Raw genomic sequence first — 25,797 nt, forward strand, 5'->3', positions numbered from 1 at the left:
GGCAACCGCGGATGAATTGCAGATGATCCTGTGCGGACATGAAGGGCCAGGTCAAGGGCTTGGAGAAGAAAATTGTGGCAAGTGGTACAAATTTGTTGCAGGCGGTACAAATGCTGCGGCCAGTTGTTACAGTCGCCGCATGACGACCGCTGGCACCGCGCCCGCCAAAGATCCACAGCGCCGTGCCGCCTGGGCCGAGCTGGCGACCGACTACGTCCACGAGCACGGCCTGATCGGCCTGAGCCTGCGCCCGTTGGCGGCCGAGCTGGGCACCAGCAACCGGGTCCTGCTCTACCACTTCGGCACCAAGGACCAGCTGGTCGCCGACGTACTCCGCACGTCCAACGAGCGCTCGGTCGCCACGGTCGCCGCGCTCGAGCCGTCCAAGGACTTGGGTTCGGCCGTCTATGACCTCTGGGCGGTGATGGAGGGCGACAGGTGCAGCAGGATCTATGTGGAGGCGGCGGCGCTCGGGCTCTTCGGCAGGGAGCCGTACGTCTCGGCGGTCCAGGAGGCCAACACGCTGTGGATCGGCGGTCTCATCGCGCATCTGACCAAGTCCGGAGTGGCTGCCGCCGTCGCCGAACGGGCAGCCCACGTCATCGACGCCGCCTTCATGGGGTTCCAGCTCAGCCCCGGCCCCGACGGCAGCTTCCCGGAGCGCGCACGGTCCGTCGACGATCTGGCGGACGCCGTCGGAGCCCTGGCCTGATCCACGCGGTTCTCGTTCCGTCTTCTCCAACCTGTCACGGATCGGCGATCGCCGGTGTCCTAGGGGTATGAACCTCGACAAGCAGGAGGAATCCATGAGCAAGCCCCACGTGGTCGTCATCGGTGGCGGGTACGCCGGCGTGATGGCCGCCAACCGGCTCACCAAGCGCGAGGACATCGCGATCACCCTGGTCAACCCGCGCGAGCACTTCGTCGAGCGGATCCGGCTGCACGAGCTGGTCGCGGGGTCCTCGGAGGCCGTGGTCGCCTACTCGGACGTCCTGGCCGGGCGGGTGAGTCTGGTCGTCGACACGGTGAGCGCCATCGACGCGGGCGCACGGACGATCGAGCTCGGGAGCGGGCAGGAGATGGCGTACGACTACCTGGTCTACGCCGTCGGCAGCGCCGGCACGACCCAGGTCGCGGGGGCGGCGGAGCACGCCTTCGGAATCTCGACCTACGAGGAGGCGACCAGGCTGAAGGCCGCGCTGGAGGCGGCACCCGCCGATGCTCCGGTGGTCGTCGTCGGTGGTGGCCCGACCGGGATCGAGGTCTCCTCCGAGCTCGCCGAGGCCGGCCGCAACGTCTCGCTGATCTGCGGAGACCGTCTCGGACCGTGGCTGCACGAGAAGGGTCGGGCCGTCGCCGAGCGCGACCTGCGCCGCCTGGGCGTCGGCATCGTCGAGGGCGCCCGGGTCGAGGAGGTGCTGGACGGTCGCGTACGCCTCGACAACGGCCGGGAGCTGACCAGCGCGGTGACGATCTGGACCGCCGGGTTCAGCACGCCGGACCTGGCGCGCCGCAGCGGGCTGTCCACCGACGACCTCGGCCGGCTGATCACCGACGAGACGCTCACCAGCGTCGACGACGACCGGATCGTCGCGACCGGCGATGCCGCGGCACCGTCTGGACTGGCGTACCGGATGAGCTGCCAGGCCGCCAACCAGCTCGGGCCGCTGGCCGGGGAGACGGTGCTGGCCCGGCTCGCGGGCGAGACCCCGGAGCCGGTCAGCATCGGGTTCGTCGGCCAGTGCATCAGCATCGGCCGCGGGCTGGGGCTGGTGAACCTCGCCCGCCGTGACGACTCGGCGGTCGCCGGGCGCATCCGGGGCGTGCCGGCGGCGAAGGTCAAGGAGCTGGTCTGCCGCAGCACGGTCTGGGTGCTGAAGATGGAAGCACGTCGCCCGGGATCCGCTTTCGGCCTCCAGGACCGCTCGCGCGCCGCACGAGTCCAGGCGGCAGCGGCCACGCCGCTGGTCCGGGAACCCAGCCGGTGAGCCTCGGCTGAGGTCGCGATGTCACACTCCCGGGCGCTGTCTCGTCCCAGGATGGAAGATGTCTACCGAGCCTGGAAATGAGGACCACCGTGACGCCTGAGAACGAGATCGAGTTCGAGGAGCTGCGCCCGCTGCTGTTCTCGATCGCCTACCGGATCCTCGGCAGCGTGAGCGAGGCCGAGGACGCGGTGCAGGAGACCTGGATCCGGCTGGAGGGGGCCTCGACCGAGCCCGAATCGCTCAAGGCCTACCTCTCGACCGTGGTCACCCGGATCTCCCTCGACGTGCTGCGCTCCGCACGCGTGCGGCGGGAGACGTACGTCGGTCCGTGGTTCCCGGAGCCGCTGCCGACCGACACCCGCATCGACGAGCGTGACGACATCTATGCCAGCCCGGAGCGCGCGCTGGAGCTGGCCGACTCGGTGTCGATGGCGGCGCTGCTGCTGCTCGAGCGGCTCAGCCCGCTGGAGCGGGCGGTCTTCGTGCTGCGCGAGGTCTTCCACTTCGGCTTCGCCGACATCGCCGCCGCGGTCGACCGCTCCGAGGCGGCCTGCCGTCAGCTCGCCTCGCGGGCCCGTCGCCACATGGACGACGGCAAGCCGCGGTTCGAGGCCGATCGCCACAAGCGGGTCGAGCTGTCGGACCGGTTCTTCGAGGCGCTGCGCGACGGTGACGTCGACCGGCTCCAGGCACTGCTCGCGGCAGACGTGGAGACCGTCAACGACGGTGGTGGCATGGCCGGTGGCGTCGGCGGCCGGTTCGGTGCGGCGAAGGCCGCGCGCATCCTGATCGCGGCCGTGCCGCCGCTGCTCGCCATCGGCGCCCGCCTGGAGCAGCGCGAGCTCAACGGCGAGCCGGGAGCCATCCTGCGTGACGCCGACGGCGCCATCCTCGGCACCTGGACCCTCGACATCCTCGACGGCCAGATCCAGCGGATCCGCTCGGTCACCAACCCCGAGAAGCTGGGCCACCTGGGACCGGTCGCCGACCTGAAGGACGTCGTCCGCCGCCGCAACCGCCACCGCCGCGGGCAGTGACCCCCAACCCAACCCCGCCGAGTCGGCTCGTCCTGACCAGAAAACCCGCCGAGTCGGCGCGTCATGACGCGCCGACTCGGCGGGAATCAGTGTCAGGATGCGCCGACTCGGCAGATCGGGGTCAGGCCGTCGCGCCCTGCGGGGTCGGCGACGGCCGCAGGCCGAGGTCGGCGGTGCGTACGTCCTTGGTCTCGCGGGCGGTCAGGGCAGCGATCGAGGCGACGAGGCAGACGACCGCGGTGTAGCCGGCGGTGACGACCCAGCCGCCCTCCTGCACGCCACCCAGGGCGGTGACGATCGACGGCGTGAACCCGGCCAGCAGGAAGCCGATCTGGGTGCCGATCGCGACGCCGGAGAACCGCACCGGGGTCGAGAACATCTCGCCGTAGAACGACGGCCAGGTGGCGTTCGCGGCCGCGTAGCCGAACGAGAAGGTCAGGATCGCGAGCGCGAAGACGAGCAGCTCGCTGCCCTGGCTCATCGAGAGCAGGTAGAACGGCATCAGCACCGCGCTGGACACGGCCCCGTAGATGAAGACGGGCTTGCGCCCGATCCGGTCCGCGAGCCGGCCGAACATCGGCTGGGTGAACAGCGCGACGACGTTGGCCGCGACGACCAGCCACAGCGTGATCGAGTCGACCATTCCGACCGCGACACCGTAGGCGATGGCCAGGTTGCCGAAGACCGTGGAGACGGCCGCGATGAAGGCGCAGCAGATGACGCGCAGCACGTCGGTCCAGTGGTCACGCAGCAGCACCGCGAGCGGCAGCTTGGCGACCTCGTTGTTGGCCTTGGCCTCCTCGAACTCCGGGGTCTCGTTGAGGCGGCTGCGGATGAAGAACGCCACCATGACCACGATCGCGGAGAGCCAGAACGGGATCCGCCAGCCGATGCTGTACTTGATGTCGTCCGGCAGCGCGACGACCGGGATGAAGACGAGCGCGGCCAGGATCTGACCACCCTGGGTGCCGGTGAGCGTCCAGGAGGTGTAGAAGGAGCGCTTGTCGTCGGGGGCGTGCTCGAGCGTGAGCGAGCTGGCGCCGGCCTGCTCGCCGGCGGCCGAGAGCCCCTGGAGCAGACGGCAGAACACCAGCAGCGCGGGCGCGAGCCAGCCGACCTGGTCGTAGGACGGCAGACAGCCGATCAGGAACGTGCCGCCACCCATCAGCAGGAGGGTGAACAGCAGCACCTTCCGACGGCCGATCCGGTCGCCGAAGTGACCGACGAAGACCGCGCCGACGGGCCGGGCGACGTACGCGAAGGCGAAGGTCGCGAACGACATCACCAGGGCGGCGTCGCCGGCTGTGGGGAAGAAGACGTGCGGAAAGATCAGCGCCGCGGCAGAGCCGAAGATGAAGAAGTCGTAGTACTCGACGGCACTGCCCATGAAGCTGGCCAGCGCGGCCCGGACCGGGGTCTTGCCTTCTTGGTTCTCGGTGTCAGGTCCCGCCATCGGGTCCTCCTCGGGTAGGCCCGCGGTTCCTGACCGCGGACGGGTGGGGGGGTGGAGTTTTGTCTGGCTCTTCGATTTCTTGGGGAGAGGTCAGCCGGCCGCGGCCAGCTCGCGCAGGTGGGCGAGCATCCGCTCGGCATCGGGGTCGATGCCGGTGATCAGCCGGAAGGCGTCGACGGCCTGGTAGACCGCCATGTGACCTCCGTGGAGCGTCCGGCAGCCGACCTCACGCGCCGCCTGCAGCAGCGCGGTGTCCAGAGGCCTGTAGACGATGTCCGCCACCCACAGCTCGGGGCGGAGGAGGCTCGTCTCCAGCGGCGTACCGGGATGGTCGGCCATGCCGACCGGGGTGCAGTTGACCAGTCCGTCGGCGTCGGGGAGGAGCGCCGGCAGCTTGTCGACGTGGCTCGCCTCGACGGTGCTCTCCGGGTGGTGGCGCCGGATCTCCTCCACGCGCGCCTGCGCGCGGTCGAGGTCCATGTCGGCGATGACCAGCCGGCCGACGCCCTGGCTCACGAGCGCGTGAGCGACGGCCGAGCCCGCCCCTCCCGCGCCGAGCTGCACGACGGTGCCGAGCGGGGCATCCGGCATCCCGGTACGCAGCGCGTGACCGAAGCCGGTCGTGTCGGTGTTGTAGCCGACCGCACCCTCGTCGGTGAAGACCACGGTGTTGACCGCACCGAGCCGGGCCGCGGTCTCGTCGAGCCGGTCGAGGTGCTCGATCACGAGCTCCTTGCACGGGTGGGTGATGTTGAGCGCGTCGAAGCCGAGTCGCCGGGCGTCCCTCATCAGGTCGCCCACGCCCTCGGCCGGGATCCCCAGATCGGTGATGTCGAGCGTCTTGTAGACGTAGGACAACCCGTGCTCGAAGCCTTCGCGCATGTGCAGCGCCGGACTCAGCGAGGGTCCGACGCCCGCGCCGATCAGGCCGACAAGAAACGAAGACTTCATCTGGGTGATCCTTAATGTACGAACTAGTACGTTACGAGAGTGAAGGGGATCACATCCCGCCCCGGCCCGTCAACCCCCGAACAGCAAAGAGCCCGTCCCCGCGGCGCGGGGACGGGCTCTTCAGGGCCTGTGTCAGCGAGCGGTGAGCCAGCCGACGACGATGTCGCCGAGGATGCGGCGGTGACGCTCTCGAACCTCGGGGGCGAGCATGTCTCGACCGAACAGGAAGCCGAAGGTGGCGCTGTTGGCGACCTGGAAGACGCAGTAGGCGCTGATCATCATGTGCACGTCGACCGCGTCGACGTCGGCACGGAGCTCACCGGACGCGCGACCACGGGCGAGGACCTCGTCGAGGACACTGGCGGCCGGGGCGCCGAGCTCGCGCAGCGACTCGACCTTCTCCATGTGCCGGCCACGGTGGATGTTCTCGACCGAGACGAGGCGGATGAAGTCGGGGTGGTTGACGTGGTGGTCGAAGGTGAGCTCGGCGATACGACGGATCGCGTCGACCGGCTCGAGATCACCGGCGTGCAGGCTCTGCTCGAGCTCGCGGATCCGGCGGTAGGCAGCCTCGAGCACCGCCAGGAACAGCCCCTCCTTGCCGCCGAAGTAGTAGTAGATCATCCGCTTCGTGGTGCGGGTGCGCTCGGCGATCTCGTCGACCCGGGCGCCCGAATAGCCCTGCTCCGAGAACACCTCGGTGGCAACCTCGAGCAGCTCGGACCGGGTGCGTTCGGCATCACGCGACTGAACCATGCCCCGAGCCTAGAGCACGATCCACTTCCCAACACGCGACAATGTATGTACCGTTTCGTACATTAGCCACGAACGGAGACCCATGCGCACCTCGATCGCCACCGTCTGCCTCAGCGGCGGCCTGGTCCAGAAGATGTACGCCGCGGCCGAGGCGGGATTCGACGCGATCGAGATCTTCGAGCCCGACCTCATCGCCGCACCCCAGTCCCCCGAGGAGATCCGGGCGCTGGCCGACCGCCTCGGGCTCACCCTCGACCTCTACCAGCCCTTCCGCGACGCCGAGGGCGTCGAGGAGTCCGCCTTCGGCGACGTGCTGCACCGGGCCGAGGCGAAGTTCCGGCTGATGCGCCGGCTCGGCATCGACCTGATGCTGGTGTGCAGCAACGTCGGCACCGCGACCGTCGACGACGACGAGGTCTCCGCCGGACAGCTGCGGCGGCTGGGCGATCTCGCGGCGACGTACGACATCCGGCTCGCCTACGAGGCGCTCGCCTGGGGACGGTTCGTCGACGACTACCGGCGTTCGTGGCGGATCGTGGAGCTCGCCGACCACCCCAACGTCGGGATCTGCCTGGACAGCTTCCACATCCTCTCCCGTGGCCACGACCCCAAGCAGATCGAGGACATCGCGGCCGAGAAGATCTTCTTCCTCCAGCTCGCCGACGCGCCGGCACTCAGCATGGACGTGCTCTCCTGGAGCCGTCACCACCGGCTCTTCCCCGGCGAGGGCAGCTTCGACCTGCCGGCCTTCCTCGGCCACGTGCTGCGCGCCGGCTACGACGGACCGCTGTCGCTGGAGGTCTTCAACGACACCTTCCGACAGACCGACCCGGTCCGCACCGCGCGGCAGGCGCAGCGATCGCTGCGCTGGCTCGCCGACCGCACCGCCGACCTGCTCGGCGAGGAGGCCGGCCACCGGGTAGGGCCGCTCCCCCGACTGCCGGAGGTGGCCGCGCCGGAGGCCTTCGACTTCGTGGAGATCAAGGCGCCGGACACCTCCGGCGTCGAGGTGCTGCTCGAGCAGCTGGGCTTCGACTTCGGTGGCCGCCACCGCAGCAAGCAGGTGCGCCTGTGGACCTGGGGCTCGGCCCGGATCGTGTGCAACGACGTGCCGAGCGCCTCCCCCGAGCCCAGGATCGCCGCGGTCGGCTTCGACGTCGCCGACTCGGACCCGGCCGCCGAACGCGCCGCGCGGCTGATGGCGCCGCCGGTCCACCGCAGGACGTACGCCGGCGAGCAGGCGCTGCGCGCCTTCACCTCCCCCGACGGCACCGAGGTCTTCCTCTCCCACGCCGAGGACTGGATCGGCGAGTTCGACGGCGGGGCCTCGAGCAGCGACCGGCACGGCGCCCACATCGACCACGTCAACCTGGTCCAGCCCTGGCACAGCTTCGACGAGGCGGTCCTCTTCTACACCAGCGTGCTGTCGCTGACCCCGCAGCCGACCCAGGAGGTCGCCGGCCCGTCCGGTCTCGTCCGCAGCCAGGTGATGAGCTCGCCGGCCGGCGGCGTACGCCTTCCGCTCAACCTGCTTCCCACCGGACAGCTCCCCCACGACCAGCAGGGCCCCGCCCAGCACGTCGCGCTCGCCTGCCACGACATCATCGGGGTCGTCGCGGCCGCCCGCGAGCGCGGCCTGCGGCCGCTGAAGGTGCCGGGCAACTACTACGACGACCTCGTCGCCCGCTTCGGCCTCGCCGACGACCTCGTCGCCACCCTGCGCGAGCTCGACCTGCTCTACGACCGTGACGCCGAGGGTGAATACCTGCACTGCTACACCGAGACCGTCGGCGAGGTCTTCTTCGAGCTCGTCGAGCGCCGCGAGCGCTACGACGGCTACGGCGCCGGCAATGCCCCGGTCCGCCTGGTTACCCAGGCGGACCGCTGACACGTAGGTCAATGGATCTCGACCCGCAGTCGCGGGTTCGCAAGCTCACCCGCGCGCTCGCTCGATCTCTTCGCGTTGTGACCCTGCTCGTGCCTCGCAGGGTCACAGGCTCAGAAGTTGCCGCGGCGCTCCTGCTCGCGCTCGATGGCCTCGAAGAGGGCCTTGAAGTTGCCCTTGCCGAAGCCGAGGGAGCCGTGGCGCTCGATCAGCTCGAAGAAGACCGTGGGGCGGTCGCCGATCGGCTTGGTGAAGATCTGCAGCAGGTAGCCGTCCTCGTCGCGGTCGACCAGGATGCCGCGCTTCTGCAGCTCCTCGATCGGCACCCGCACCTCACCGATCCGGGCGCGCAGCTCGGGGTCCTCGTAGTAGGAGTCGGGGGTGTTGAGGAACTCGATCCCGGCGTCGCGCAGCGCGTCGACGGTGGCCAGGATGTCGCCGGTGGCCAGCGCGAGGTGCTGGGCGCCGGGGCCGCGGTAGAACTCCAGGTACTCGTCGATCTGCGACTTCTTCTTGGCGATGGCCGGCTCGTTGAGCGGGAACTTCACCCGGTGGTTGCCGTTGGCGACGACCTTCGACATCAGCGCGGAGTAGTCGGTGGCGATGTCATCGCCGATGAACTCGGCCATGTTGGTGAAGCCCATGACGCGGCCGTAGAAGTCGACCCACTCGTCCATCTTGCCCAGCTCGACGTTGCCGACGACGTGGTCGAGGGCCTGGAAGAGGCGCTTCGGGGCGCCCTCGGGCTTCTTCAGCGTCGAGGTGCGGGTGACGTAGCCGGGCAGGTAGGGGCCGTCATAGCCGGACCGGTCGACGAGCGTGTGACGGGTCTCGCCGTAGGTGGCGATGGCGGCGATGCGTACGGTGCCGTGCTCGTCGCTCACGTCGTGGGGCTCCTCCACGACGCGGGCGCCCTGCTTGCGGGCGTGCTCGATGCAGCGGTCGACGTCGGGCACCTCGAGGGCGATGTCGACGACGCCGTCACCGTGGCGGGCGTGGTGGGCGATGATCTCGCTCTCCGGCGCGACGCCGCCCTTGATCACGAACCGCACTCCCCCGCTGCGCAGCACATAGGAGTGGTGGTCGCGGTTGCCGGTCTCGGGACCGGAGTAGGCGACCAGCTCCATGCCGAAGGCGCTCTGGAAGAAGTGGGCGGTCTGGGTGGCGTTGCCGACAGCCCACACGACCGCGTCCCAGCCGGTGACCGGGAAGGGGTCGGAGGTGTCGTCGTAGGCCACCAGGCCGACGAGCTGCTCCAGCTCGGCCAGCCCGAGTCCGGCCAGCTTCTCTTGGTTGGTCAGGGTGTCTGCAAGCGTCATGCGGGCAAGTCAAGTGGGCCGACTCACACCAAACAAGTTGACCACTGGACACTGGTCAATCTGTCAGATCGGACCAGCCTCAACCGGCTCTGACTAGGCAACCTGTCTATCATCGGACCATGAACCTCGATGACCTCGACGTCACTCTCCTGGAGACCCTGCACGCCCACCCGCGAGTCGGCGACCTCGAGCTCTCCCGGGTCGCCGGCGTCGCCCGCGCGACCGTGCAGAGCCGGCTGCGCAAGATGGCCGAGGCGGGCGTGATCCGCGACTGGGCGCCGACGATCGACCCGGCCGCCGCCGGCCACACGGTGCAGGCGTTCGTGACCCTGGAGATCTCCCAGGGAGCACTCGAGGACGTACGCCGCGACCTCGCCGAGATCCCCGAGGTGCTGGAGGCGTACGTCACCACCGGCTCCTTCGACGTCTTCTGCAAGGTCGCGACCGGGTCGCACGCGAAGCTCCAGGAGGTGCTCGTACGCATCGACCAGTCCCACGCCGTCGTCCGCTCGACCAGCGTGGTCACCCTCTCCACCCTCATCGAGCCGCGCACCCTCGACCTGCTGCGCACCGGAGCCACGCCGCGCTGACCACCCGCTGAGACTTTTGTCGACGAGATTGCTAACAATCTTGTTGATGATCTATCGTCTGTGACGTGCGTCATGCCCCATACCCCCGACCCCAGACACCCGTGCGGTGTCTCCTCATGCGCGGCGGGACCTCCCGCGGCCCGTTCTTCGACGCCCGCGACCTGCCGGCCGACACCGCGCAGCGCGACGCGGTGCTGCTGGCGGTGATGGGCTCGCCCGACCCGCTCCAGGTCGACGGGCTGGGTGGCGGTCACCCGCTGACCAGCAAGGCGGGCATCGTCGCGCCGGGGCGCGATGGCATCGATGTGGAATGGACCTTCGCCCAGCTGCAGCCCGACTCGGACCGGGTCGACACGACGCCCAACTGCGGCAACATGCTGGCCGCGGTGCTGCCGTTCGCGATCGAGACCGGGATGGTAGTCCCCGACAGCGACACCACCACGGCCCGGGTCCTCACCCGCAACACCGGTGCGGTCGCCGAGATCACGGTGCGGACGCCTGCCGGCCCGGACGGGCAGCGCTTCGTACGCTACGACGGCGAGGCCCGCATCGACGGCGTCCCCGGCACCGCGGCGCCGGTGCGGATCGGGTTCCTCGACACCGCCGGCTCGGTGGCCGGGAGCCTGCTGCCGACCGGCAACGTACGCGACACCCTCGACGTCCCCGACCTCGGCGCGATCGACGTCACCCTGATCGACAACGGTCAGCCGCTGGTGGTCGTCGACGCCCGAGACCTCGGCGCGACCGGCGCCGAGAGCCCCGAGGAGATCGACGCCGACGACGCGCTCCGGGCGCGGATCGAGGCGCTGCGGATCGTCGCCGGCCACGCGATGGGCCTGGGCGACGTCACCGAGAAGAGCTATCCCAAGATGACGCTCGTCTCCGCCCCGAGGCACGGCGGCGCGATCGGCACCCGCAGCCTGATCCCCCACCGCACCCATCGCTCGATCGGTGTCCTGGCCGCCGTCACCGCGGCCACCGCGGCGGTGCTGCCGGGCTCGGTGGCGTACGACCTCGCGGTGCTGCCGCCGGTCACCACGACACCGGACGGCTCGGAGACCACGCTCAGCGTCGAGCACCCCACCGGCGAGTTCAGCGTGACGCTGGGGCTCGACCCGGACGACCCGACCCGCGTGACCCGATCCGCCCTGCTGCGTACGGCTCGGCTGATCATGGCCGGTCAGGCCATGGTCCCGAGCTCCCTCTGGACCCAGGAGACCCCCGCATGATCATCGACGTCCACGGCCACTACACGACCGCGCCGGCTCCGCTGGGCGAGTGGCGCGACGCCCAGGTCGCGGCGCTGACCGACCCCGGCGCCACGCCGGACCCGGCCGGGCCGCGGATCTCGGACGACCAGATCCGTGAGACGATCGAGGCCAACCAGCTGCGCCAGATGGACGAGCGTGGCATCGACCTGACCGTCTTCTCCCCGCGGGCCTCGTTCATGGCCCACCACATCGGCGACCTGGAGACCTCCACGGAGTGGGCGCGGATCTGCAACGACCTGTGCGCCCGGGTGGCCGAGCTCTACCCGGACCGGTTCGCGGCGGGCGCCATGCTCCCGCAGTCGCCCGGTGTCGACCCGGCCACGACCGTCGCCGAGATCGAGCGCGCCGTCACCGAGCTCGGCGCCGTCGCCGTCAACGTCAACCCCGACCCGTCCGGCGGCCACTGGACGGCGCCTCCCCTCACCGACAGATCCTGGTACCCGATCTGGGAGAAGCTCTCCGAGCTCGACGTACCGGCGATGATCCACGTCTCCACCAGCTGCAACCCGGCCTTCCACACCACCGGCGCCCACTACCTCAACGCCGACACGACCGCGTTCATGCAGCTGCTGAGCGGCGACCTGTTCGCCGACTTCCCGGACCTGCGCCTGGTGATCCCGCACGGCGGCGGCGCGGTCCCCTACCACTGGGGCCGGTTCCGCGGTCTCGCCCAGGCTCTCGGCCGTCCGGATCCGCGGGAGACCTTGATGAGGAACGTCTTCTTCGACACCTGCGTCTACCACCAGCCCGGGATCGACCTCCTCCTCGACGTCGTCCCGCACAGCAGCGTCCTGTTCGCCTCGGAGATGATCGGCGCCGTCCGCGGCATCGACCCGGACACCGGCCACCACTTCGACGACACCCGCCGCTACGTCGAGACGTACGCCGCCGATCACGGCCTCACCGAGGCCGACCTGGCCGCCCTGACCGAGACCAACGCCCGCCGCGTCTACCCGCTCTTGGACCGGCGACTCGCCGACCAGGGCCGCTGAGCGCGCCCCCGACAAGGAGATCAACACAGTGCACGAGCTCGGAGTAGTCCACACCACCATCAAGCGCGCCGACCGCGCGGCCGTCGACGCCCTGGCGCAGTTCGGTGTCGCGACCATCCACGAGGCGATGGGACGGCTCGGGCTGCTGCGGCCCTACGTCCGCCCCGTCTACGAGGGCGCGAGGCTGTGCGGCACGGCCGTGACGGTGCTCCTCCAGCCCGGTGACAACTGGATGCTGCACGTCGCCGCCGAGCAGGTCCAGGAGGGCGACGTCGTCGTGGCCGGCTGCGTGACCGAGTCCGAGGACGGCTTCTTCGGCGAGCTGCTGGCCACCTCGCTGCGCAGCCGCGGCGCCCGCGGGCTGGTCATCGACGGCGGCTGCCGCGACGTCGACGAGCTGCGCGAGATGGACTTCCCGGTCTTCTCCCGCGCGATCAACGCGAAGGGCACCGTCAAGGCGACCCTCGGCTCGGTCAACGTCCCGGTCGTCGTCGCGAACGCGCTGGTCAACCCCGGAGACGTCGTCGTCGCCGATGCCGACGGCGTGGTCGTCGTACCGGCCGCCCGTGCCGCCGAGGTCGCCGAAGCCGCCCGCCGCCGCGAGGACGCCGAGGCCGGCAAGCGCACCCGCTTCCAACAGGGAGAGCTCGGCCTCGACATCTACGACATGCGCCCGAAGCTCGCCGAGCTCGGCCTCACCTACAAGGACTGATCCGATGGTCACCCCCGGCTGGCTGCACTGGTTCGAAGGACCCACCGAGCCCACCTTCACCCTCCCCGAGGGCGCGGTCGACGCGCACTGTCATGTCTTCGGCCCGGCCGAGGAGTTCCCGTTCGCGCCGGAGCGCAAGTACACCCCGGTCGACGCCTCCAAGGACCAGCTCTTCGCGCTCCGCGACCACCTCGGCCTGGCCCGCAACGTCCTCGTCCAGGCGACCTGCCACGGCGCCGACAACAGCGCCCTCGTCGACGCACTCCAACACTCTGCGGGACGAGCCCGAGGCGTGGCGACGGTGCGCGCCGACATCACCGACGAGGAGCTCGACCGGCTCCACGAGGCCGGGGTGCGCGGCGTACGTTTCAACTTCGTCAAGCGCCTCGTCGACATCACCCCGACCGAGACACTGGAGGCGATCGCGGCCCGGATCGCCCCGCGAGGCTGGCACGTCGTCATCTACTTCGAAGCCGCCGACCTGCCGGACCTGAAGGACTTCTTCGCGAGCCTGCCGGTGCCGCTGGTCGTCGACCACATGGGCCGCCCGGACGTGACCAAGGACCCCGACGGACCCGAGTTCGCCGAGTTCCTCGACTTCGTCGCGGCGAACGACGTGTGGGTCAAGGTCTCCTGCCCCGAGCGCCTCACGGTGACCGGACCAGCGGCCCTCGACGGTCAACGACACGCCTATGCAGACGTCGTCCCGTTCGCCCGCACGGTCGTCGAGCGCTTCCCCGACCGCGTGCTGTGGGGCACCGACTGGCCCCACCCCAACCTGAAGGACCACATGCCCGACGACGGGCTGCTGGTCGACCACATCCCGCACATCGCCCCCACCCCCGAGCTGCAGCAGGCGCTGCTCGTGGACAACCCCATGCGCCTGTACTGGCCCGAAGGAGAGCACAGTGCCTGACCTCACCCCCACCAACGCAGCCAACCGGCTCGACCGGCTGCCCATCTCCAGGTTCCACAAGCTCGCCACCGTCGCGCTCGCCTTCGCCTACTTCTTCGAGTTCGCCGACATCAACACCTTCGCCACGACGGCTCCGGTGATGCGCGAGCAGTGGGGCGTGACGATCAACCACATCGCGTACGTCACCTCCCTCTCGTTCGTCGGCATGTTCATCGGGTCCGTGGTGGCCGGCGGCCTGGCCGACCGGCTCGGCCGGAAACGTACGCTCGTGGCGACCACCATCTGGTTCTCGGTCTGGTCCTTCGCCAGCGTCTTCGCCTGGGACATCGTCTCGATGGGCGCGTTCCGGGTGATGACCAGCGCCGGGCTCTCCGCGATGACCGTGGTGGCCGTGGTCTACATGAACGAGCTCTTCCCGCGCGCCAAGCGCGGCAAGTTCCAGGCGTACGTCATCATGATCGGCATCTGCGGCACGCCCGCGACCAACCTGATCGCCTCCGCGGTCGTGCCGATCGCCGACTGGACCTGGCGCCTGGTCTTCCTCTGGGGTGCCTTCGGTGTGCTCTTCCTCTTCTTCGTACGCCGTCTGGTGGAGTCGCCGCAGTGGCTGGAGTCGCGCGGGCGCCATGCGGAGGCCGAGGAGATCCTGGTCGGCCTGGAGCGCGACGCTACCGCCGAGCACGGCCCGCTCCCCGCCGCGCTGGCACCGGTCGAGGACGGGCCCGTCACCAGGGCCGGGCTGGCGATGCTGAAGGACAAGCGGTTCCTCTACCCGACGATCCTGCTCTCGGTGCTGTGGATCTCCCAGACGATCGGCTTCTTCGGCTTCTCGTCCTGGGCGCCCACCCTGCTCGCGGCCGAGGGCGTCAGCGTCGAGGACTCGATCTTCTACGTCGCGCTGACCACCATCGGCGCCCCGCTCGGCTCCTTCCTGGCCTCGCTGGTCACCGACCGCTACGAGCGCAAGTGGTGTCTGGTCGTCTTCGGCCTGATCATCGCCGGTTCCGGTCTGCTCTACGGACTGACCTTCACGCCGCTGCTGATCGTCGCCTTCGGGTTCCTGGTGAACCTGTTCGAGCGTGGCTACACCGCGCTGGCCTACGCCTACTCCCCCGAGCTCTACGACACCAGGGGCCGCTCCCTCGGCACCTCGCTCTCCTACGGTCTGGGCCGGCTCTCCAACGCCGCCGGCCCGCTGATCATCGCCGGTCTCTACAGCGGGCTGGGCTACCAGGCCGTCTTCTACTTCATCGCCGGCACCTGGGTGGTCGGGGCGCTCGCCCTGGCGATCTTCGGCCCGGCGACCCGCAAGGCCCGCCTGGCCGCCGAGGCCGGCGCCGTCCCGGTGCGCTGACGGAAGGACCGATCATGCCCAACCCTGTTCCGCAGAACCTGACCTCGCTCAAGCGGATGGTCGCCGACACCCCCACCCGCCCACCGCTGGGCGACGTGGCGCACATCGGCCACGCCCAGCTCTTCACCCCGACGCCGGCCGAGACCGTCGGATTCTTCACCGACTTCCTCGGCCTGACCGTCTCGGGGCAGGACGGCGAGAGCACCTACCTGCGCACCTGGGACGACTACGAGCACCACAGCATCGTGGTCACCGAGCGCGAGACGCCCGGCATCGGGCGTACGGCACTGCGCTGCTCCTCCCCCGAGGCGCTCGAGCGCCGGATCGCTGCCGTCGAGGCCACCGGCGCGAGCGGTGAGTGGACGAACGACGAGCCGGGCATCGGGCCGCTGTGGGTGACCCAGGACCCCGACGGGCACGAGTTCGCGCTCTACCACGAGACCGAGTACTGGGAGGCGCCCGACGAGCTCCGCCCGGGCCTGAAGAACCAGACCCAGGCCAAGCCCGGCCACGGCGTCGCGGTGCGGCGCCTGGACCACATCAACTACCTGGCCCGCGAGGTCGAGGCGACCACCGGCTTCGTGATCGACGCCCTCGGCGCCCGCCCCACCGAGCAGATCCGGCTCGACGACGGCCACATCGGCGCCCGCTGGTCGACGTTCACCCAGAAGTCGTACGACCTCGTCTACACCGAGGACTGGACCGGCTCGACCGGCCGGCTGCACCACCTGGCCTTCGCCACCGACACCCGCGAGGACATCCTGCGGGCCGCCGACCTCGCCCTGGACACCGGCGTGTTCATCGAGACCGGACCGCACAAGCACGCGATCCAGCAGACGTTCTTCCTCTACGTCTACGAGCCCGGCGGCAACCGGATCGAGCTGTGCAACCCGCTGACCCGTCTGGTGCTCGCCCCCGACTGGCCGCTGATCACCTGGACCGAGACCGAGCGCGCCAAGGGACAGGCGTGGGGGTTGAGGACGATCTCGTCCTTCCACACCCACGGCACCCCGGTCGTCGACGCCCCCGTCGACTGACCCGTTCTAGGCGCAACAGGGCGACGCCTCGGTGCGCTCATGCATCACCGGGGCGTCGCCGAGGACGGTGTAGACCTCCCACCGCTCGCCGTTCGGAGCCCCCTGGACCCAGAACTTGTCCTGCTTCGCGTAGCAGCACTCGGTGCCGCGCTCGTCGATCGAGGCGAAGCCGGCCTCGGCGAGCCGGGTCTGCTCGGCGTCGACGGTGTCGGTGTCGGAGACCTCGACCCCGAGGTGGTTGAGCGAGCCGCCCTTGCCCGGGTTCTCCATCAGGACGAGCTTGAGCGGCGGCTCGGCGACGGCGAAGTTCGCATAGCCGGGACGGATCTTCGCCGGCTCGGTGGCGAAGAGCTTGGTGTAGAACGCGATCGACTCCTCGAGGTCGTCGACGTTGAGGGCCAGCTGGATACGTGACATCGGGGTGCCTCCTCAGGCATTACATAGACGGATGTCTATATCTTCAGATTGCCACTTCCATCGACATCCGTCAATATAGATACATGTCGAAATCCGAGGCGGTCCTGGAGCTCACTCCCGTCGGCGAGGCGCCCTGCTGCCCGCCGCTGACCAAGCAGCCCCTCACCGCCGACCAGGCCGCGTCCGCGGCCCCGATGCTCAAGGCGCTCGCCGATCCCGTACGCCTCCGGCTGCTCTCGCTCGTCGCGGCCCACCAGGACGGCGAGGCCTGCGTGTGCGATCTCAACGACGCCTTCGAGCTCTCCCAGCCGACGATCAGCCACCACCTCAAGGTGCTCCACGGCGCCGGTCTGCTCGACCGCGACAAGCGCGGGACCTGGGTCTACTACCGCGTCCGCCGCGACGCGCTCGCCGGGGTGGCCGCCCTGCTCGGCTGAGCGGGGGTCAGGAGGCGCGGGGCAGCTCGACCGAGACGCGTAGCCCGCCGCTGGGCCGGGCCAGGACGGCGAGGTTGCCGTCGTGGGCGCGGGTGATGCTCTTGACGATCGCCAGGCCGAGGCCGACACCGGCCTGGTCGCCGTGGATGCGCTGGGTGCCTCGCTGGAACGGCTCGGTGAGCGTGGCGACCAGCTCGCGCGAGAGCACCTCGCCGGTGTTGGCGACGGCGAGGACCACGCTCTTCTCGTTGGCGGCGATGGTGACCGACACCGACCCGTCCTCGGGCAGGTTGTGGACGATCGCGTTGTGGATCAGGTTGGTCACGACCTGCAGCAGCAGGGCGGGCGAGCCGCTGACCGAGGCCTGGTCGCCGGAGGTCTCGATCCGCACGCCACGCTGCTCGGCCAGCGGCAGGAGTGCCTCGACCGCCTCCTCGGCGACCAGCGACAGGTCGACCGGCTCCCGGACGAAGGAGCGCTGGTCGGCGCGGCTGAGCACGAGGAGTGCCTCGGTGAGGTCGATCGCGCGGGAGTTGATCAGGCGCAGCCGGTCGAGGAGCTGGTCGACATCGCGGTTCGGGTCCTTGCTCGCGACGTCGAGGAGCGTCTGCGTGATGGCGAGCGGGGTGCGCAGCTCGTGGGACGCGTTGGCCGCGAACCGCTGCTGCTCGGCCACCTGCGACTCGAGCTTCGTCAGCATGTCGTCGAAGCCGTCGGCGAGCTCACGGAACTCGTCGCCGGGGCCCGCGAGCTCGATCCGGTGCGAGAGCGACCCGTCCGCGGCCGTACGCGTCGCTTCGGTGATCTTCGTCAGCGGCGCCAGCATCCGGCCGGCGAGGATCCAGCCTCCCACCAGGCCGAACACGAGGAGGAACCCCATCATCGTGGCCGCCCGCGGAACGAAGGCACGCTCCAGGTCCGAGCGGTTCGGGACGAAGGGCGCGCTCGGCCGCCCCGGCTGCTGCGGCCACTCCATCCACACCCCGTCGGGGACGTAGCGCAGCAGGAAGACCCACACGACGGCGAGCAGCAGCACCCCGGTGACCACGATGACCCCGGCATAGCTGAGCGTCAGCTTGAGCCGGACACTCATCCCGGGACGTCTAGGAATCGACATCGATCCGGTATCCGACGCCCGGAACGGTGGCGATGATCGCGGGCTCGCCGAGGCGTTTGCGCAGGGCGGAGACGGTGATGCGTACGGCATTGGTGAAGGGGTCGGCGTTCTCGTCCCAGGCCCGCTCCAGCAGCTCCTCGGCGCTGACCACGCCGCCCTCGGCGGCGGCGAGCACCTCGAGCACCGCGAACTGCTTGCGGGTCAGCGCCACGTAGCGGCCCTCGCGGTAGACCTCGCGCCGGAACGGGTCGACCCGCAGGCCGGCGATCTCCCGCACCGGGGGCCGGTTGTGGGCGCGCCGCCGGTCGAGCGCCCGCAGCCGCAGCACCAGCTCACGCAGCTCGAACGGCTTGGTCAGGTAGTCGTCGGCGCCGAGCTCGAACCCGGAGGCCTTGTCGTCGAGGCGATCGGCCGCGGTGAGCATCAGGATCGGCATCCCGGTGCCGGAGGCGACGATGCGCTTGGCGACCTCGTCCCCCGAGGGCCCGGGGATGTCGCGGTCGAGCACGGCGATGTCGTAGGCGTTGATGCTCAACAGCTCCAGCGCCGTGTCGCCGTCGCCGGCGATGTCGGCGGCGATCGCCTCCAGCCGCAGCCCATCCCGGATCGCTCCAGCCATCAACGGCTCGTCCTCGACCACCAGCACCCGCATGCCCTGATCCTAGGCGTCGTCGACATATCGCCGACGTATCCGAAAGGCCATACGCCCTGACGACATCGGCACGGGTTGACTGGCACGGTGACCTTCACTGTCCGACCGATCAGCCCCGCCGAGCACCTCGACCACGTCCGGTCGCAGCGATCGGTCAGCTTCCTGCAGACCCCGGCCTGGGCCGAGGTGAAGACCGAGTGGCGCAGCGAGTCGCTGGGTTGGTACGCCGGCGACCGGCTCGCCGGGACCGGGCTGGTGCTGCACCGGCCGGTCCCGCGGCTGGGCTACACGCTGGCCTACCTGCCGTGGGGTCCCGACATCGACTGGGCCGGCGCGCTCACCGTCTGGTTCCCACCGCTGGTCTCCTACCTGCGCTCGCAGGGCGCGTTCGCGATCCGGGTCGCTCCCCCGGTGCCCACCGACACCTGGGACGCGGCACAGGTCAAGGAGGGCGTCGCCGACCCCGACGTCCTGCGGCTCACCGACCTCCCGGGGCGGGCCGATCCTGTCGGCGCCGAGGTGACCCGCTTCCTGCGCGAGTCCGGCTGGATCCCGCAGAACCCCGAGGACGGGTTCGGGGCGGGGCAGCCGCAGTTCACCTACGAGATCCCGCTGCGGCACCCGGACGGAACCGCCCGCTCCGAGGACGACGTGCTCGCCGGGATGAACCAGCTCTGGCGGCGCAACATCAAGAGGGCCGCCAAGGCCGGCATCGAGGTCACCACCTCCGCCGGCGGCGAGGACCTCAAGGCGTTCCACGACCTCTACGTCCACACCGCCGAGCGCGACCACTTCACCCCGCGACCGCTGGCCTACTTCGAGAAGATGTTCGCCGCGCTCTCCGCCGAGGACCGCCCCGAGGATGGAGAACAGCGGATCAGGCTCTATCTCGCCCGTCACGACGGCGACCTGGTCGCCGCGACGATCTACGTCCGCGTCGGCGGCCACGCCTGGTACGTCTACGGCGCCTCCTCGACCGAGAAGCGGGACGTACGCGGCTCCAACGCCCTCCAGTGGGCGATGATCCGCGACTCGCTGGCCGCCGGGTGCGACGTCTACGACCTGCGTGGCATCACCCCGACCCTGTCCGCCGAGGACCCGCACGTCGGGCTGATCCAGTTCAAGGTCGGCACCGGCGGGCAGGCGGTCCGGTACGTGGGCGAGTGGGACCTGCCGCTGCGCCCGATCCTCTACCGGGCGTTCGACCTCTACATGACGCGGCGCGGACGCTGACACAGCGCGAGCACAGCGCGTACTCACGGAACGGCCGGCTCCGGCGGCTACGTTCCATCACACGAAGGAATGGGGAAACGGATGATCGTGAACGAGTCGGGCACCCTGACCGAGACGGGCGTCGTCCTGCTGACGATGCTGGCGTTTCCGGTCGCCGTGCTGGCAGTCCCGGTGCTGGCGGCGCTGCGCCGGATCTTCGGGGTCGCATGGCGCAGGGCCTGGGGCCACTCGCTGGCGGAGGTCGCCATCGTCTACGGCACCGTGCCGGGCGTGCTGCTGACCCTGTTGCCCGGCAACAACGGCATCCTGTCGGGCAACGTGAGTCTGGTGCCCTTCGAGGACATGTCGACGATGGGCCCCATCGGGCTGATCGGCAACCTGCTGATCTTCGCCGCGCTGGGCTTCTTCGGCCCCATCCGCTTCCCGGCCCTGCGCTCGGTGTGGCGGGTCCTGGTGCTGGCGACCGCCGCCTCGGTGTCGATCGAGGTCCTGCAGCACCTGCTGCCGCTCGGCCGGGTCTCCTCGGTCGATGACGTGATCCTCAACGCCGGTGGCGCCACCGTGGCCGCGGTCCTCTCGTGGCCCTGGTGGCGCCGTCGCCGCCAGATCTCAGCCGAGCGCCCCCGCGACCTGGTCGAGGTGGGCTCCGCGTGAGGCCTTGACGAGCACGACGTCGCCGGGAGCGAGGTGGCTGCGGAGCCACTCGATCGCGGCGGCGTTGTCGGGCAGGGCCACGGCCCGCTGTCCCGCGCCGTCCGCGATGACGGCGGCGGCCTCGCCGACGGTGAGGACCAGGTCGGCCCGGGCGGCGGCGTACGTCCCGATCTCGTGGTGCGCGTCGCGGCTCGCCTCGCCGAGCTCGAGCATCTCGCCGAGCACGGCGATGCGGCGTCGGGCGTCGATCGAGGCGAGCGCGTCCAGGCCGGCGCGGGTGGACTCGGGGTTGGCGTTGTAGGAGTCGTTGAGCAGGGTCGCGCCGTTGTCGAGGGCACGCAGCTCCATGCGCCACTTCGAGATCGAGGCGGTGTTCAGCGCGGTCGCGACCTGCTCGATCCGGACCCCGGCGGCCAGTCCAGCCGCGGCGGCGGCCGCGGCGTTGAGCGTCCAGTGGGCACCGACGAACGGGAGCGCGACGACGGCCTCGGCGCCCGCGTGCTGAAGGGTGAACGTGGGCCGGCCGAGCCGGTCCAGGGAGAGGTCGCGCACCCGTACGCTCGCCCGCTCGCCGGCGCCGAAGGCCAGCACCGGGCCGTCGGTGAGCTCGCCCATCGCGAGCACCCGCGGGTCGTCGGCGTGGAGCACCGCCGTGCCGCCGGTCGCCAGCCCACGCACCAGCTCGCTCTTGGCGGTCGCGATGGCCTCACGCGATCCGAACTCGCCCAGGTGGGCCTGGCCGACGTTGGTCACGACGGCGACGTCCGGCGCGACCAGGCCGGTCAGCTCGGCGATGTCGCCGATGTGGCGGGCGCCCATCTCCAGGACCAGGAATCTGGTGGTGGCCTCGGCGCGCAGCATGGTGAGAGGTACGCCGAGCTCGTTGTTGAACGAGCCGGAGGTCGCGACGGTCGGTGCCGCGCTCGCCAGCACCGCGGCGATCATGTCCTTGGTGCTGGTCTTGCCCTGGGAACCGGTGACCGCGACCACGGTCATGTCGTCGCGCAGCAGCGCGACGACATGGGCGGCCAGCCGTTGCAGCGCGGCCCGCGCGTCGTCGACGACGACCGTCGGGAGCGCGGTCGGGCGGGAGCCGAGCACGGCGACGGCACCGGCCTCGGCCGCCTGGGGTGCGTACTCGTGGCCGTCGGTGTGCTCGCCCGCGAACGCGACGAAGAGGCCGCCCGGGTCGGCCTCGCGGCCGTCGATCACGGCCGGGGCGTTCACGGTCACCGAGCCGTCGCCGACGACCTTCCCGCCGACCAACGAGGCGATTTCGTCCAAGCTGAGGGGAATCATCCCCTCAGTCTTCGAATTCCCACGTTGCCGGCGTGTATCAGCTAATCGATATGCGGACGATAACTCGGCCCGAAAGGGCCACGCGATTCAATGCAGCCACCTATCGTCGGCATATCAGAAATTCCATACGGGACCGCAACCGCTTCTGAGGTTTGCTGGCCGAGATGATCTACCACGAGCCTTCCCTGACGGCACCGACCGAGCCGATGGAGCAGACCGCGATCTCGGCGACCATCGGGATCACGGTCTACGGCTGCGCCCCTGATGAGAGCCGCCTTTTCGACTCCTTGGCGCCCGCTCTCGGGGTCTCGCTGAGGACGACGACCGAGCCTGTCTCCGAGGAGAACGCCGCCCTCGCGGCCGGGGACCGGTGCATCAGCGTCAGCCATAAGTCGCCGATATCGAACGATACGCTTCTCGTTCTGCAGAGAAGTGGTGTCCGCTATATCTCGACGCGAAGCGTCGGTTTCAACCACATCGATGTCGACTTCGCGACAAGCCTCGGGATAACGGTCGGAAACGTCTCCTATTCACCCGACTCCGTGGCCGACTACACCTTGATGCTGATGCTGATGTCGCTGCGCCGGGCGAAGTCGACGATCCGGCGCACGGATGCCCACGACTACCGCCCGGCGGCCACGCGTGGCCGCGAGCTGCGCGACCTGACCGTCGGCGTGGTCGGGACCGGACGAATCGGCGCAGCGGTCATCGACCGGCTGCGGGGCTTCGGCTGCGACGTACTCGCCTACGACATCCGGCCCCGCCCGGCGGCCAAGGGGGCGGAGCACGTCGATCTGGACACGCTGGTCGAGCGCAGCGACATCGTCACGCTGCACGCGCCGCTCAGCCAGGAGTCGCACCATCTCCTCGACCGTCGGCGCATCGACCGGATGCGTCCCGGTGCGTACGTCGTCAACACCGGTCGCGGCGCGCTCCTCGAGACGCCGGCGCTCATCAGCGCGCTCGAGGAGGGCCGGCTCGGCGGTGCGGCGCTGGACGTCATCGAGGGCGAGGAGGGCATCTTCTATGCCGACCTCCGGGGACGCGAGCTCCCCAACCGCTGGCTGGAACGGCTCCAGGAGATGCCGAACGTGCTGGTCAGCCCCCATATCGCCTACTTCACCGACCATGCCCTCATGGACACGGTCGAGAACTCCATCCTGAACTGTCGCGAATTCGAAAGCAGGTTTCCGCATGTCTGAGCTCAAGGTCGGCATCATCTTCGGTGGCGTCTTCGAGGAGCACCCCGTCTCGGTGAAATCGGCGCAGGAGGTCGCCAAGAACCTCGACACCGACAAGTACGAGGCCTACTGGGTCGGCATCACCAAGAGCGGTGACTGGCGCCTTTGCGACGGCCCCGAGGCGAGCTGGGAGGACGGCGCGCACCGACCGGTCGTGCTCTCCCCCGACCGCAGCGTCCACGGGCTGCTCGTCCTCGACGAGGGCGACGACAGAGGCAGCTACGAGACGATTCGGCTCGACGTCGTGCTCCCGGTCCTGCACGGCAAGCTCGGCGAGGACGGCGCGATCCAGGGGCTTCTCGAGCTCTCCGGGATCCCGTACGTCGGCTGCGACGTGCAGAGCTCGGCACTGTGCATGGACAAGTCCCTGGCCTACACGGTCGTCGGCGAGGCCGGCATCCCGACGCCGAACTTCTGGATCCTCGGCCCCGGCGAGTCGGTCGACCCCGACGTACTCCCCTATCCGGTCTTCGTGAAGCCGGCCCGCTCCGGGTCCTCGTTCGGCGTCAGCAAGGTGACCTCGGCCGCGGAGCTGGACGAGGCGGTGGCGACGGCACGGCAGTACGACGAGAAGGTGCTCGTCGAGGAGGGGGTCGTCGCCGAGGAGATCGGCTGCGCGATCCTCGGCAACGGTGCCGAGCTGGTCACCGGGGAGGTCGACCACGTCGCGCTCTCGCACGGCTTCTTCAAGATCCACCAGGAGGACGCCCCCGAGACCGGCTCGGAGAACGCGACCTTCATCGTGCCCGCCGACATCCCGGCCGAGGCGCAGGAGCTGGTCAAGACCGAGGCGCAGCGGGTCTACCGCGCGCTGGGCTGTCGCGGTCTGGCGCGGGTCGACATGTTCCTCCAGGCCGACGGCACCGTGGTGCTCAACGAGGTCAACACCCTGCCCGGGCTCACCTCCTACAGCCGCTACCCGCGGATGATGGCCGCGGCCAGCATCTCGATGACCGAGTTCCTCGACCGCGCCGTCACGCTGGCGCTCGAAGAGACCCCGCGATGAGGGACGGCTTCGGCTTCGTCGACGAGCTGGCACCGGGCATCCGCTGGGACAGCAAGTACGCCACCTGGGACAACTTCACCGGCAAGCCGGTCGACGGCTACCTGGTCAACCGCATCATCGGGACCCGCGAGCTGTGCGCAGCGCTCGCCGAGGCGCGGGACAAGGCGGCTGGCCTCGGGTTCGGCATCCTGCTGTGGGACGGCTACCGCCCCCAGCGCGCCGTCGACGCGTTCCTCCGCTGGGCCGAGGAGCCCTCGCCCGACGACGACGAGCGCAAGCGCGTGCACTACCCCGCGATCACCCGTCCGGAGATGTTCGAGAAGGGGTACGTCGCCACGAAGTCCGGTCACAGCCGCGGCAGCACCGTCGATCTGACCCTCTTCTCCCTGGCCTCGGGGGAGCTGCTGGACATGGGTGGCGACCACGACCTGATGGACGAGATCTCCCACCACGGCGCGGCCGGGGTCTCCGAGGTTGCGGCGCGCAATCGGGCCCACCTGTGCTCGGTGATGGAGTCGTGCGGGTTCAGCCGCTACGAGAACGAGTGGTGGCACTACTCGCTGATCGAGGAGCCCTATCCGGACACCTACTTCGACTTTCCCGTCGGAGAGGGCCCGATCGGCTGACTCAGGGGCTCAGCCAGCCGTGGACCTTCGAGCGGTTCGCCTTCTTCCACACGGAGGCGAACCGCTCCTCGGCGGCGTCGGCGGCGGCCTCCTCCGCCTCGAGGAACTCACGCAGGGCGGCGTCGTGTCCGGGGACCGCCTCGATCGTCCGGATCATGAGCGCGGAGTCGTTGAGGTCGCCGAGGGCCGACTGGATCGATCTGGCGGCATCGGCGAGACGCTCGGCGTCCTTGCCGAAGACCTCTCGCAGCGACTCGGCCGTGTAGCGGGTCCGCTTGGCCTTCTTGCGGACCTCGTGGAGCCGGCGGCGACGCTCCTCGGGAGCACCGGCCTGCTCCGCGGCTGCGACCGCGGCCGCCAGCCGTCGCCAGTCGCGGCGGACCCGCTTGCGCAGCGCCTTCTTGCCCGGGGCGCCTCCTGGCCAGGGGAGATCGTCGGTGGCGGCGAGAGCGGCGGTCAGGGCGCGGTAGCGCTCACCGTCCAGCTCCGGCAGGAGCCGGGCGCGGCCCGCGGCCTGGCGTTCGGTGAGCGCGGCCCGGAGCGCGTCGACACCCGATGGCCCCGGACCGTGCTCGACCGTCCACTGCCGCAGCCGTTTGCGGAGCACCTCTGCGTCGCGTACGTCTCCGAGGAGGGCGGCCAGCCACTTCAGCTCTGCCCGGAGCGGCTCGGTCCGCGAGGAGTCGAGGAGCGGGCGGTACGTCGCCAGGACGCTGCGCAGCCTGCGTACCGTCACTCGCATCTGGTGAACCGAGTCGTCCTCGTCACGCAGCACGAGCCGGCCCCAGCGGTGGAGCGCGGCCACCTGGTCGCGCCACCACTCGCCGACCGGCTCGTGGGAGGATTGGCTCATC

General features: G+C 70.0%; 26 protein-coding genes. 17 read left to right on the forward strand and 9 right to left on the reverse strand.

All coding sequences use genetic code 11. The annotated features are described in order from the left end of the window. The first annotated feature begins 139 nt into the window (after window positions 1–139). The 3 genes from ACIRON_RS17565 to ACIRON_RS17575 all read left to right on the forward strand — a co-directional run bounded on the left by ACIRON_RS17565 (window position 140) and on the right by ACIRON_RS17575 (window position 3,025). Window positions 140–712: a TetR/AcrR family transcriptional regulator gene (locus tag ACIRON_RS17565; RefSeq protein ID WP_402993821.1), complete on the forward strand. Its 573-nt coding sequence runs from the start codon at window positions 140–142 to the stop codon at window positions 710–712. Between the two features lie 94 nt (window positions 713–806). Beyond that, window positions 807–1,988 (forward strand): NAD(P)/FAD-dependent oxidoreductase, encoded by a 1,182-nt coding sequence (locus ACIRON_RS17570; protein WP_402993823.1) that lies wholly within the window; start codon window positions 807–809, stop codon window positions 1,986–1,988. An 89-nt stretch (window positions 1,989–2,077) separates the two neighbouring features. Next, window positions 2,078–3,025: an RNA polymerase sigma-70 factor gene (locus ACIRON_RS17575; protein ID WP_402993825.1), complete on the forward strand. Its 948-nt coding sequence runs from the start codon at window positions 2,078–2,080 to the stop codon at window positions 3,023–3,025. Window positions 3,026–3,146: 121 nt separating this feature from the next. On the opposite strand, the gene ACIRON_RS17580 is transcribed toward ACIRON_RS17575, so the two are convergent. From ACIRON_RS17580 to ACIRON_RS17590, 3 genes are all read right to left on the reverse strand, one after another. After that, window positions 3,147–4,478: an MFS transporter gene (locus tag ACIRON_RS17580; protein ID WP_402993827.1), complete on the reverse strand. Its 1,332-nt coding sequence runs from the start codon at window positions 4,476–4,478 to the stop codon at window positions 3,147–3,149. Between the two features lie 90 nt (window positions 4,479–4,568). Then, window positions 4,569–5,429 (reverse strand): shikimate dehydrogenase, encoded by an 861-nt coding sequence (locus tag ACIRON_RS17585; protein ID WP_402993829.1) that lies wholly within the window; start codon window positions 5,427–5,429, stop codon window positions 4,569–4,571. 132 nt (window positions 5,430–5,561) lie between these two features. Next, complete coding sequence (locus ACIRON_RS17590; protein WP_091047005.1) at window positions 5,562–6,185, reverse strand: TetR/AcrR family transcriptional regulator; 624 nt, start codon at window positions 6,183–6,185, stop codon at window positions 5,562–5,564. An 82-nt stretch (window positions 6,186–6,267) separates the two neighbouring features. On the opposite strand from ACIRON_RS17590, the gene ACIRON_RS17595 reads away from it, so the two are divergent. Further along, window positions 6,268–8,073, forward strand: coding sequence for a bifunctional sugar phosphate isomerase/epimerase/4-hydroxyphenylpyruvate dioxygenase family protein (locus tag ACIRON_RS17595; RefSeq protein ID WP_402993831.1), 1,806 nt, complete (start codon window positions 6,268–6,270; stop codon window positions 8,071–8,073). Between the two features lie 110 nt (window positions 8,074–8,183). On the opposite strand, the gene hppD is transcribed toward ACIRON_RS17595, so the two are convergent. Further along, window positions 8,184–9,389, reverse strand: a complete 1,206-nt coding sequence (gene hppD, locus ACIRON_RS17600; protein WP_402993833.1) for a 4-hydroxyphenylpyruvate dioxygenase — start codon at window positions 9,387–9,389, stop codon at window positions 8,184–8,186. Window positions 9,390–9,508: 119 nt separating this feature from the next. On the opposite strand from hppD, the gene ACIRON_RS17605 reads away from it, so the two are divergent. The 7 genes from ACIRON_RS17605 (at window position 9,509) to ACIRON_RS17635 (ending at window position 16,261) form a co-directional block, all read left to right on the forward strand. Continuing rightward, a complete protein-coding gene (locus tag ACIRON_RS17605; RefSeq protein ID WP_402993835.1) occupies window positions 9,509–9,979 on the forward strand; it encodes an Lrp/AsnC family transcriptional regulator in 471 nt (156 codons plus the stop codon). A 101-nt stretch (window positions 9,980–10,080) separates the two neighbouring features. Then, window positions 10,081–11,208 (forward strand): 4-oxalomesaconate tautomerase, encoded by a 1,128-nt coding sequence (locus tag ACIRON_RS17610; protein ID WP_402994258.1) that lies wholly within the window; start codon window positions 10,081–10,083, stop codon window positions 11,206–11,208. Further along, a complete protein-coding gene (locus ACIRON_RS17615; RefSeq protein WP_402993837.1) occupies window positions 11,205–12,242 on the forward strand; it encodes an amidohydrolase family protein in 1,038 nt (345 codons plus the stop codon). The genes ACIRON_RS17610 and ACIRON_RS17615 overlap by 4 nt, the downstream gene beginning before the upstream one ends. 28 nt (window positions 12,243–12,270) lie before the next feature. Next, window positions 12,271–12,954, forward strand: coding sequence for a 4-carboxy-4-hydroxy-2-oxoadipate aldolase/oxaloacetate decarboxylase (gene ligK / locus ACIRON_RS17620; protein WP_402993839.1), 684 nt, complete (start codon window positions 12,271–12,273; stop codon window positions 12,952–12,954). A 4-nt stretch (window positions 12,955–12,958) separates the two neighbouring features. Continuing rightward, on the forward strand, window positions 12,959–13,870 hold the full coding sequence (locus ACIRON_RS17625; RefSeq protein WP_402993840.1) for an amidohydrolase family protein: 912 nt from the start codon (window positions 12,959–12,961) through the stop codon (window positions 13,868–13,870). Then, window positions 13,863–15,224, forward strand: coding sequence for an MFS transporter (locus tag ACIRON_RS17630; protein ID WP_402993842.1), 1,362 nt, complete (start codon window positions 13,863–13,865; stop codon window positions 15,222–15,224). Before ACIRON_RS17625 ends, ACIRON_RS17630 begins: the two co-directional genes overlap by 8 nt. Before the next feature lie 14 nt (window positions 15,225–15,238). After that, a complete protein-coding gene (locus ACIRON_RS17635; protein ID WP_402993844.1) occupies window positions 15,239–16,261 on the forward strand; it encodes a VOC family protein in 1,023 nt (340 codons plus the stop codon). A gap of 6 nt (window positions 16,262–16,267) precedes the next feature. Here ACIRON_RS17635 and ACIRON_RS17640 read toward each other — a convergent pair whose 3' ends face one another. Continuing rightward, window positions 16,268–16,678, reverse strand: a complete 411-nt coding sequence (locus ACIRON_RS17640; RefSeq protein WP_402993846.1) for an ArsI/CadI family heavy metal resistance metalloenzyme — start codon at window positions 16,676–16,678, stop codon at window positions 16,268–16,270. Window positions 16,679–16,761: 83 nt separating this feature from the next. Here ACIRON_RS17640 and ACIRON_RS17645 point away from each other — a divergent pair, with 83 nt between their 5' ends. Beyond that, window positions 16,762–17,115, forward strand: a complete 354-nt coding sequence (locus ACIRON_RS17645) for a metalloregulator ArsR/SmtB family transcription factor (RefSeq protein ID WP_091046980.1) — start codon at window positions 16,762–16,764, stop codon at window positions 17,113–17,115. 7 nt (window positions 17,116–17,122) lie between these two features. Here ACIRON_RS17645 and ACIRON_RS17650 read toward each other — a convergent pair whose 3' ends face one another. Further along, on the reverse strand, window positions 17,123–18,208 hold the full coding sequence (locus ACIRON_RS17650; RefSeq protein WP_402993849.1) for a sensor histidine kinase: 1,086 nt from the start codon (window positions 18,206–18,208) through the stop codon (window positions 17,123–17,125). Between the two features lie 10 nt (window positions 18,209–18,218). Continuing rightward, the gene (locus tag ACIRON_RS17655; RefSeq protein ID WP_091046976.1) at window positions 18,219–18,884 is read right to left on the reverse strand and encodes a response regulator transcription factor; all 666 of its coding nucleotides are present in this window, start codon (window positions 18,882–18,884) and stop codon (window positions 18,219–18,221) included. 87 nt (window positions 18,885–18,971) lie between these two features. Between ACIRON_RS17655 and ACIRON_RS17660 the strand changes: the two genes are divergently transcribed. Together ACIRON_RS17660 and ACIRON_RS17665 are read left to right on the forward strand one after the other, a co-directional pair. Next, window positions 18,972–20,117, forward strand: a complete 1,146-nt coding sequence (locus tag ACIRON_RS17660) for a lipid II:glycine glycyltransferase FemX (RefSeq protein ID WP_402993851.1) — start codon at window positions 18,972–18,974, stop codon at window positions 20,115–20,117. Between the two features lie 81 nt (window positions 20,118–20,198). Beyond that, window positions 20,199–20,771 (forward strand): VanZ family protein, encoded by a 573-nt coding sequence (locus ACIRON_RS17665; RefSeq protein WP_402993853.1) that lies wholly within the window; start codon window positions 20,199–20,201, stop codon window positions 20,769–20,771. Here the strand turns inward: ACIRON_RS17665 and murF are convergent. After that, the gene (gene murF / locus ACIRON_RS17670) at window positions 20,727–22,055 is read right to left on the reverse strand and encodes a UDP-N-acetylmuramoyl-tripeptide--D-alanyl-D-alanine ligase (RefSeq protein ID WP_402993855.1); all 1,329 of its coding nucleotides are present in this window, start codon (window positions 22,053–22,055) and stop codon (window positions 20,727–20,729) included. The genes ACIRON_RS17665 and murF overlap by 45 nt on opposite strands. A gap of 221 nt (window positions 22,056–22,276) precedes the next feature. Between murF and ACIRON_RS17675 the strand changes: the two genes are divergently transcribed. From ACIRON_RS17675 to vanX, 3 genes are read left to right on the forward strand one after another with little or no spacing between them, the layout of a single operon-like run. Beyond that, the gene (locus ACIRON_RS17675) at window positions 22,277–23,272 is read left to right on the forward strand and encodes a D-isomer specific 2-hydroxyacid dehydrogenase family protein (protein WP_402994260.1); all 996 of its coding nucleotides are present in this window, start codon (window positions 22,277–22,279) and stop codon (window positions 23,270–23,272) included. Then, on the forward strand, window positions 23,265–24,317 hold the full coding sequence (gene vanA / locus ACIRON_RS17680) for a D-alanine--(R)-lactate ligase (protein WP_402993857.1): 1,053 nt from the start codon (window positions 23,265–23,267) through the stop codon (window positions 24,315–24,317). Before ACIRON_RS17675 ends, vanA begins: the two co-directional genes overlap by 8 nt. Continuing rightward, complete coding sequence (gene vanX / locus ACIRON_RS17685) at window positions 24,314–24,943, forward strand: D-Ala-D-Ala dipeptidase VanX (RefSeq protein ID WP_402993859.1); 630 nt, start codon at window positions 24,314–24,316, stop codon at window positions 24,941–24,943. The genes vanA and vanX overlap by 4 nt, the downstream gene beginning before the upstream one ends. Before the next feature lies 1 nt (window position 24,944). On the opposite strand, the gene ACIRON_RS17690 is transcribed toward vanX, so the two are convergent. Beyond that, window positions 24,945–25,796, reverse strand: a complete 852-nt coding sequence (locus tag ACIRON_RS17690) for a CHAD domain-containing protein (RefSeq protein ID WP_402993861.1) — start codon at window positions 25,794–25,796, stop codon at window positions 24,945–24,947. Window position 25,797 lies beyond the last annotated feature (1 nt).

The organism is Nocardioides sp. NPDC101246, assembly GCF_044767415.1.
GTDB lineage: Bacteria > Actinomycetota > Actinomycetes > Propionibacteriales > Nocardioidaceae > Nocardioides.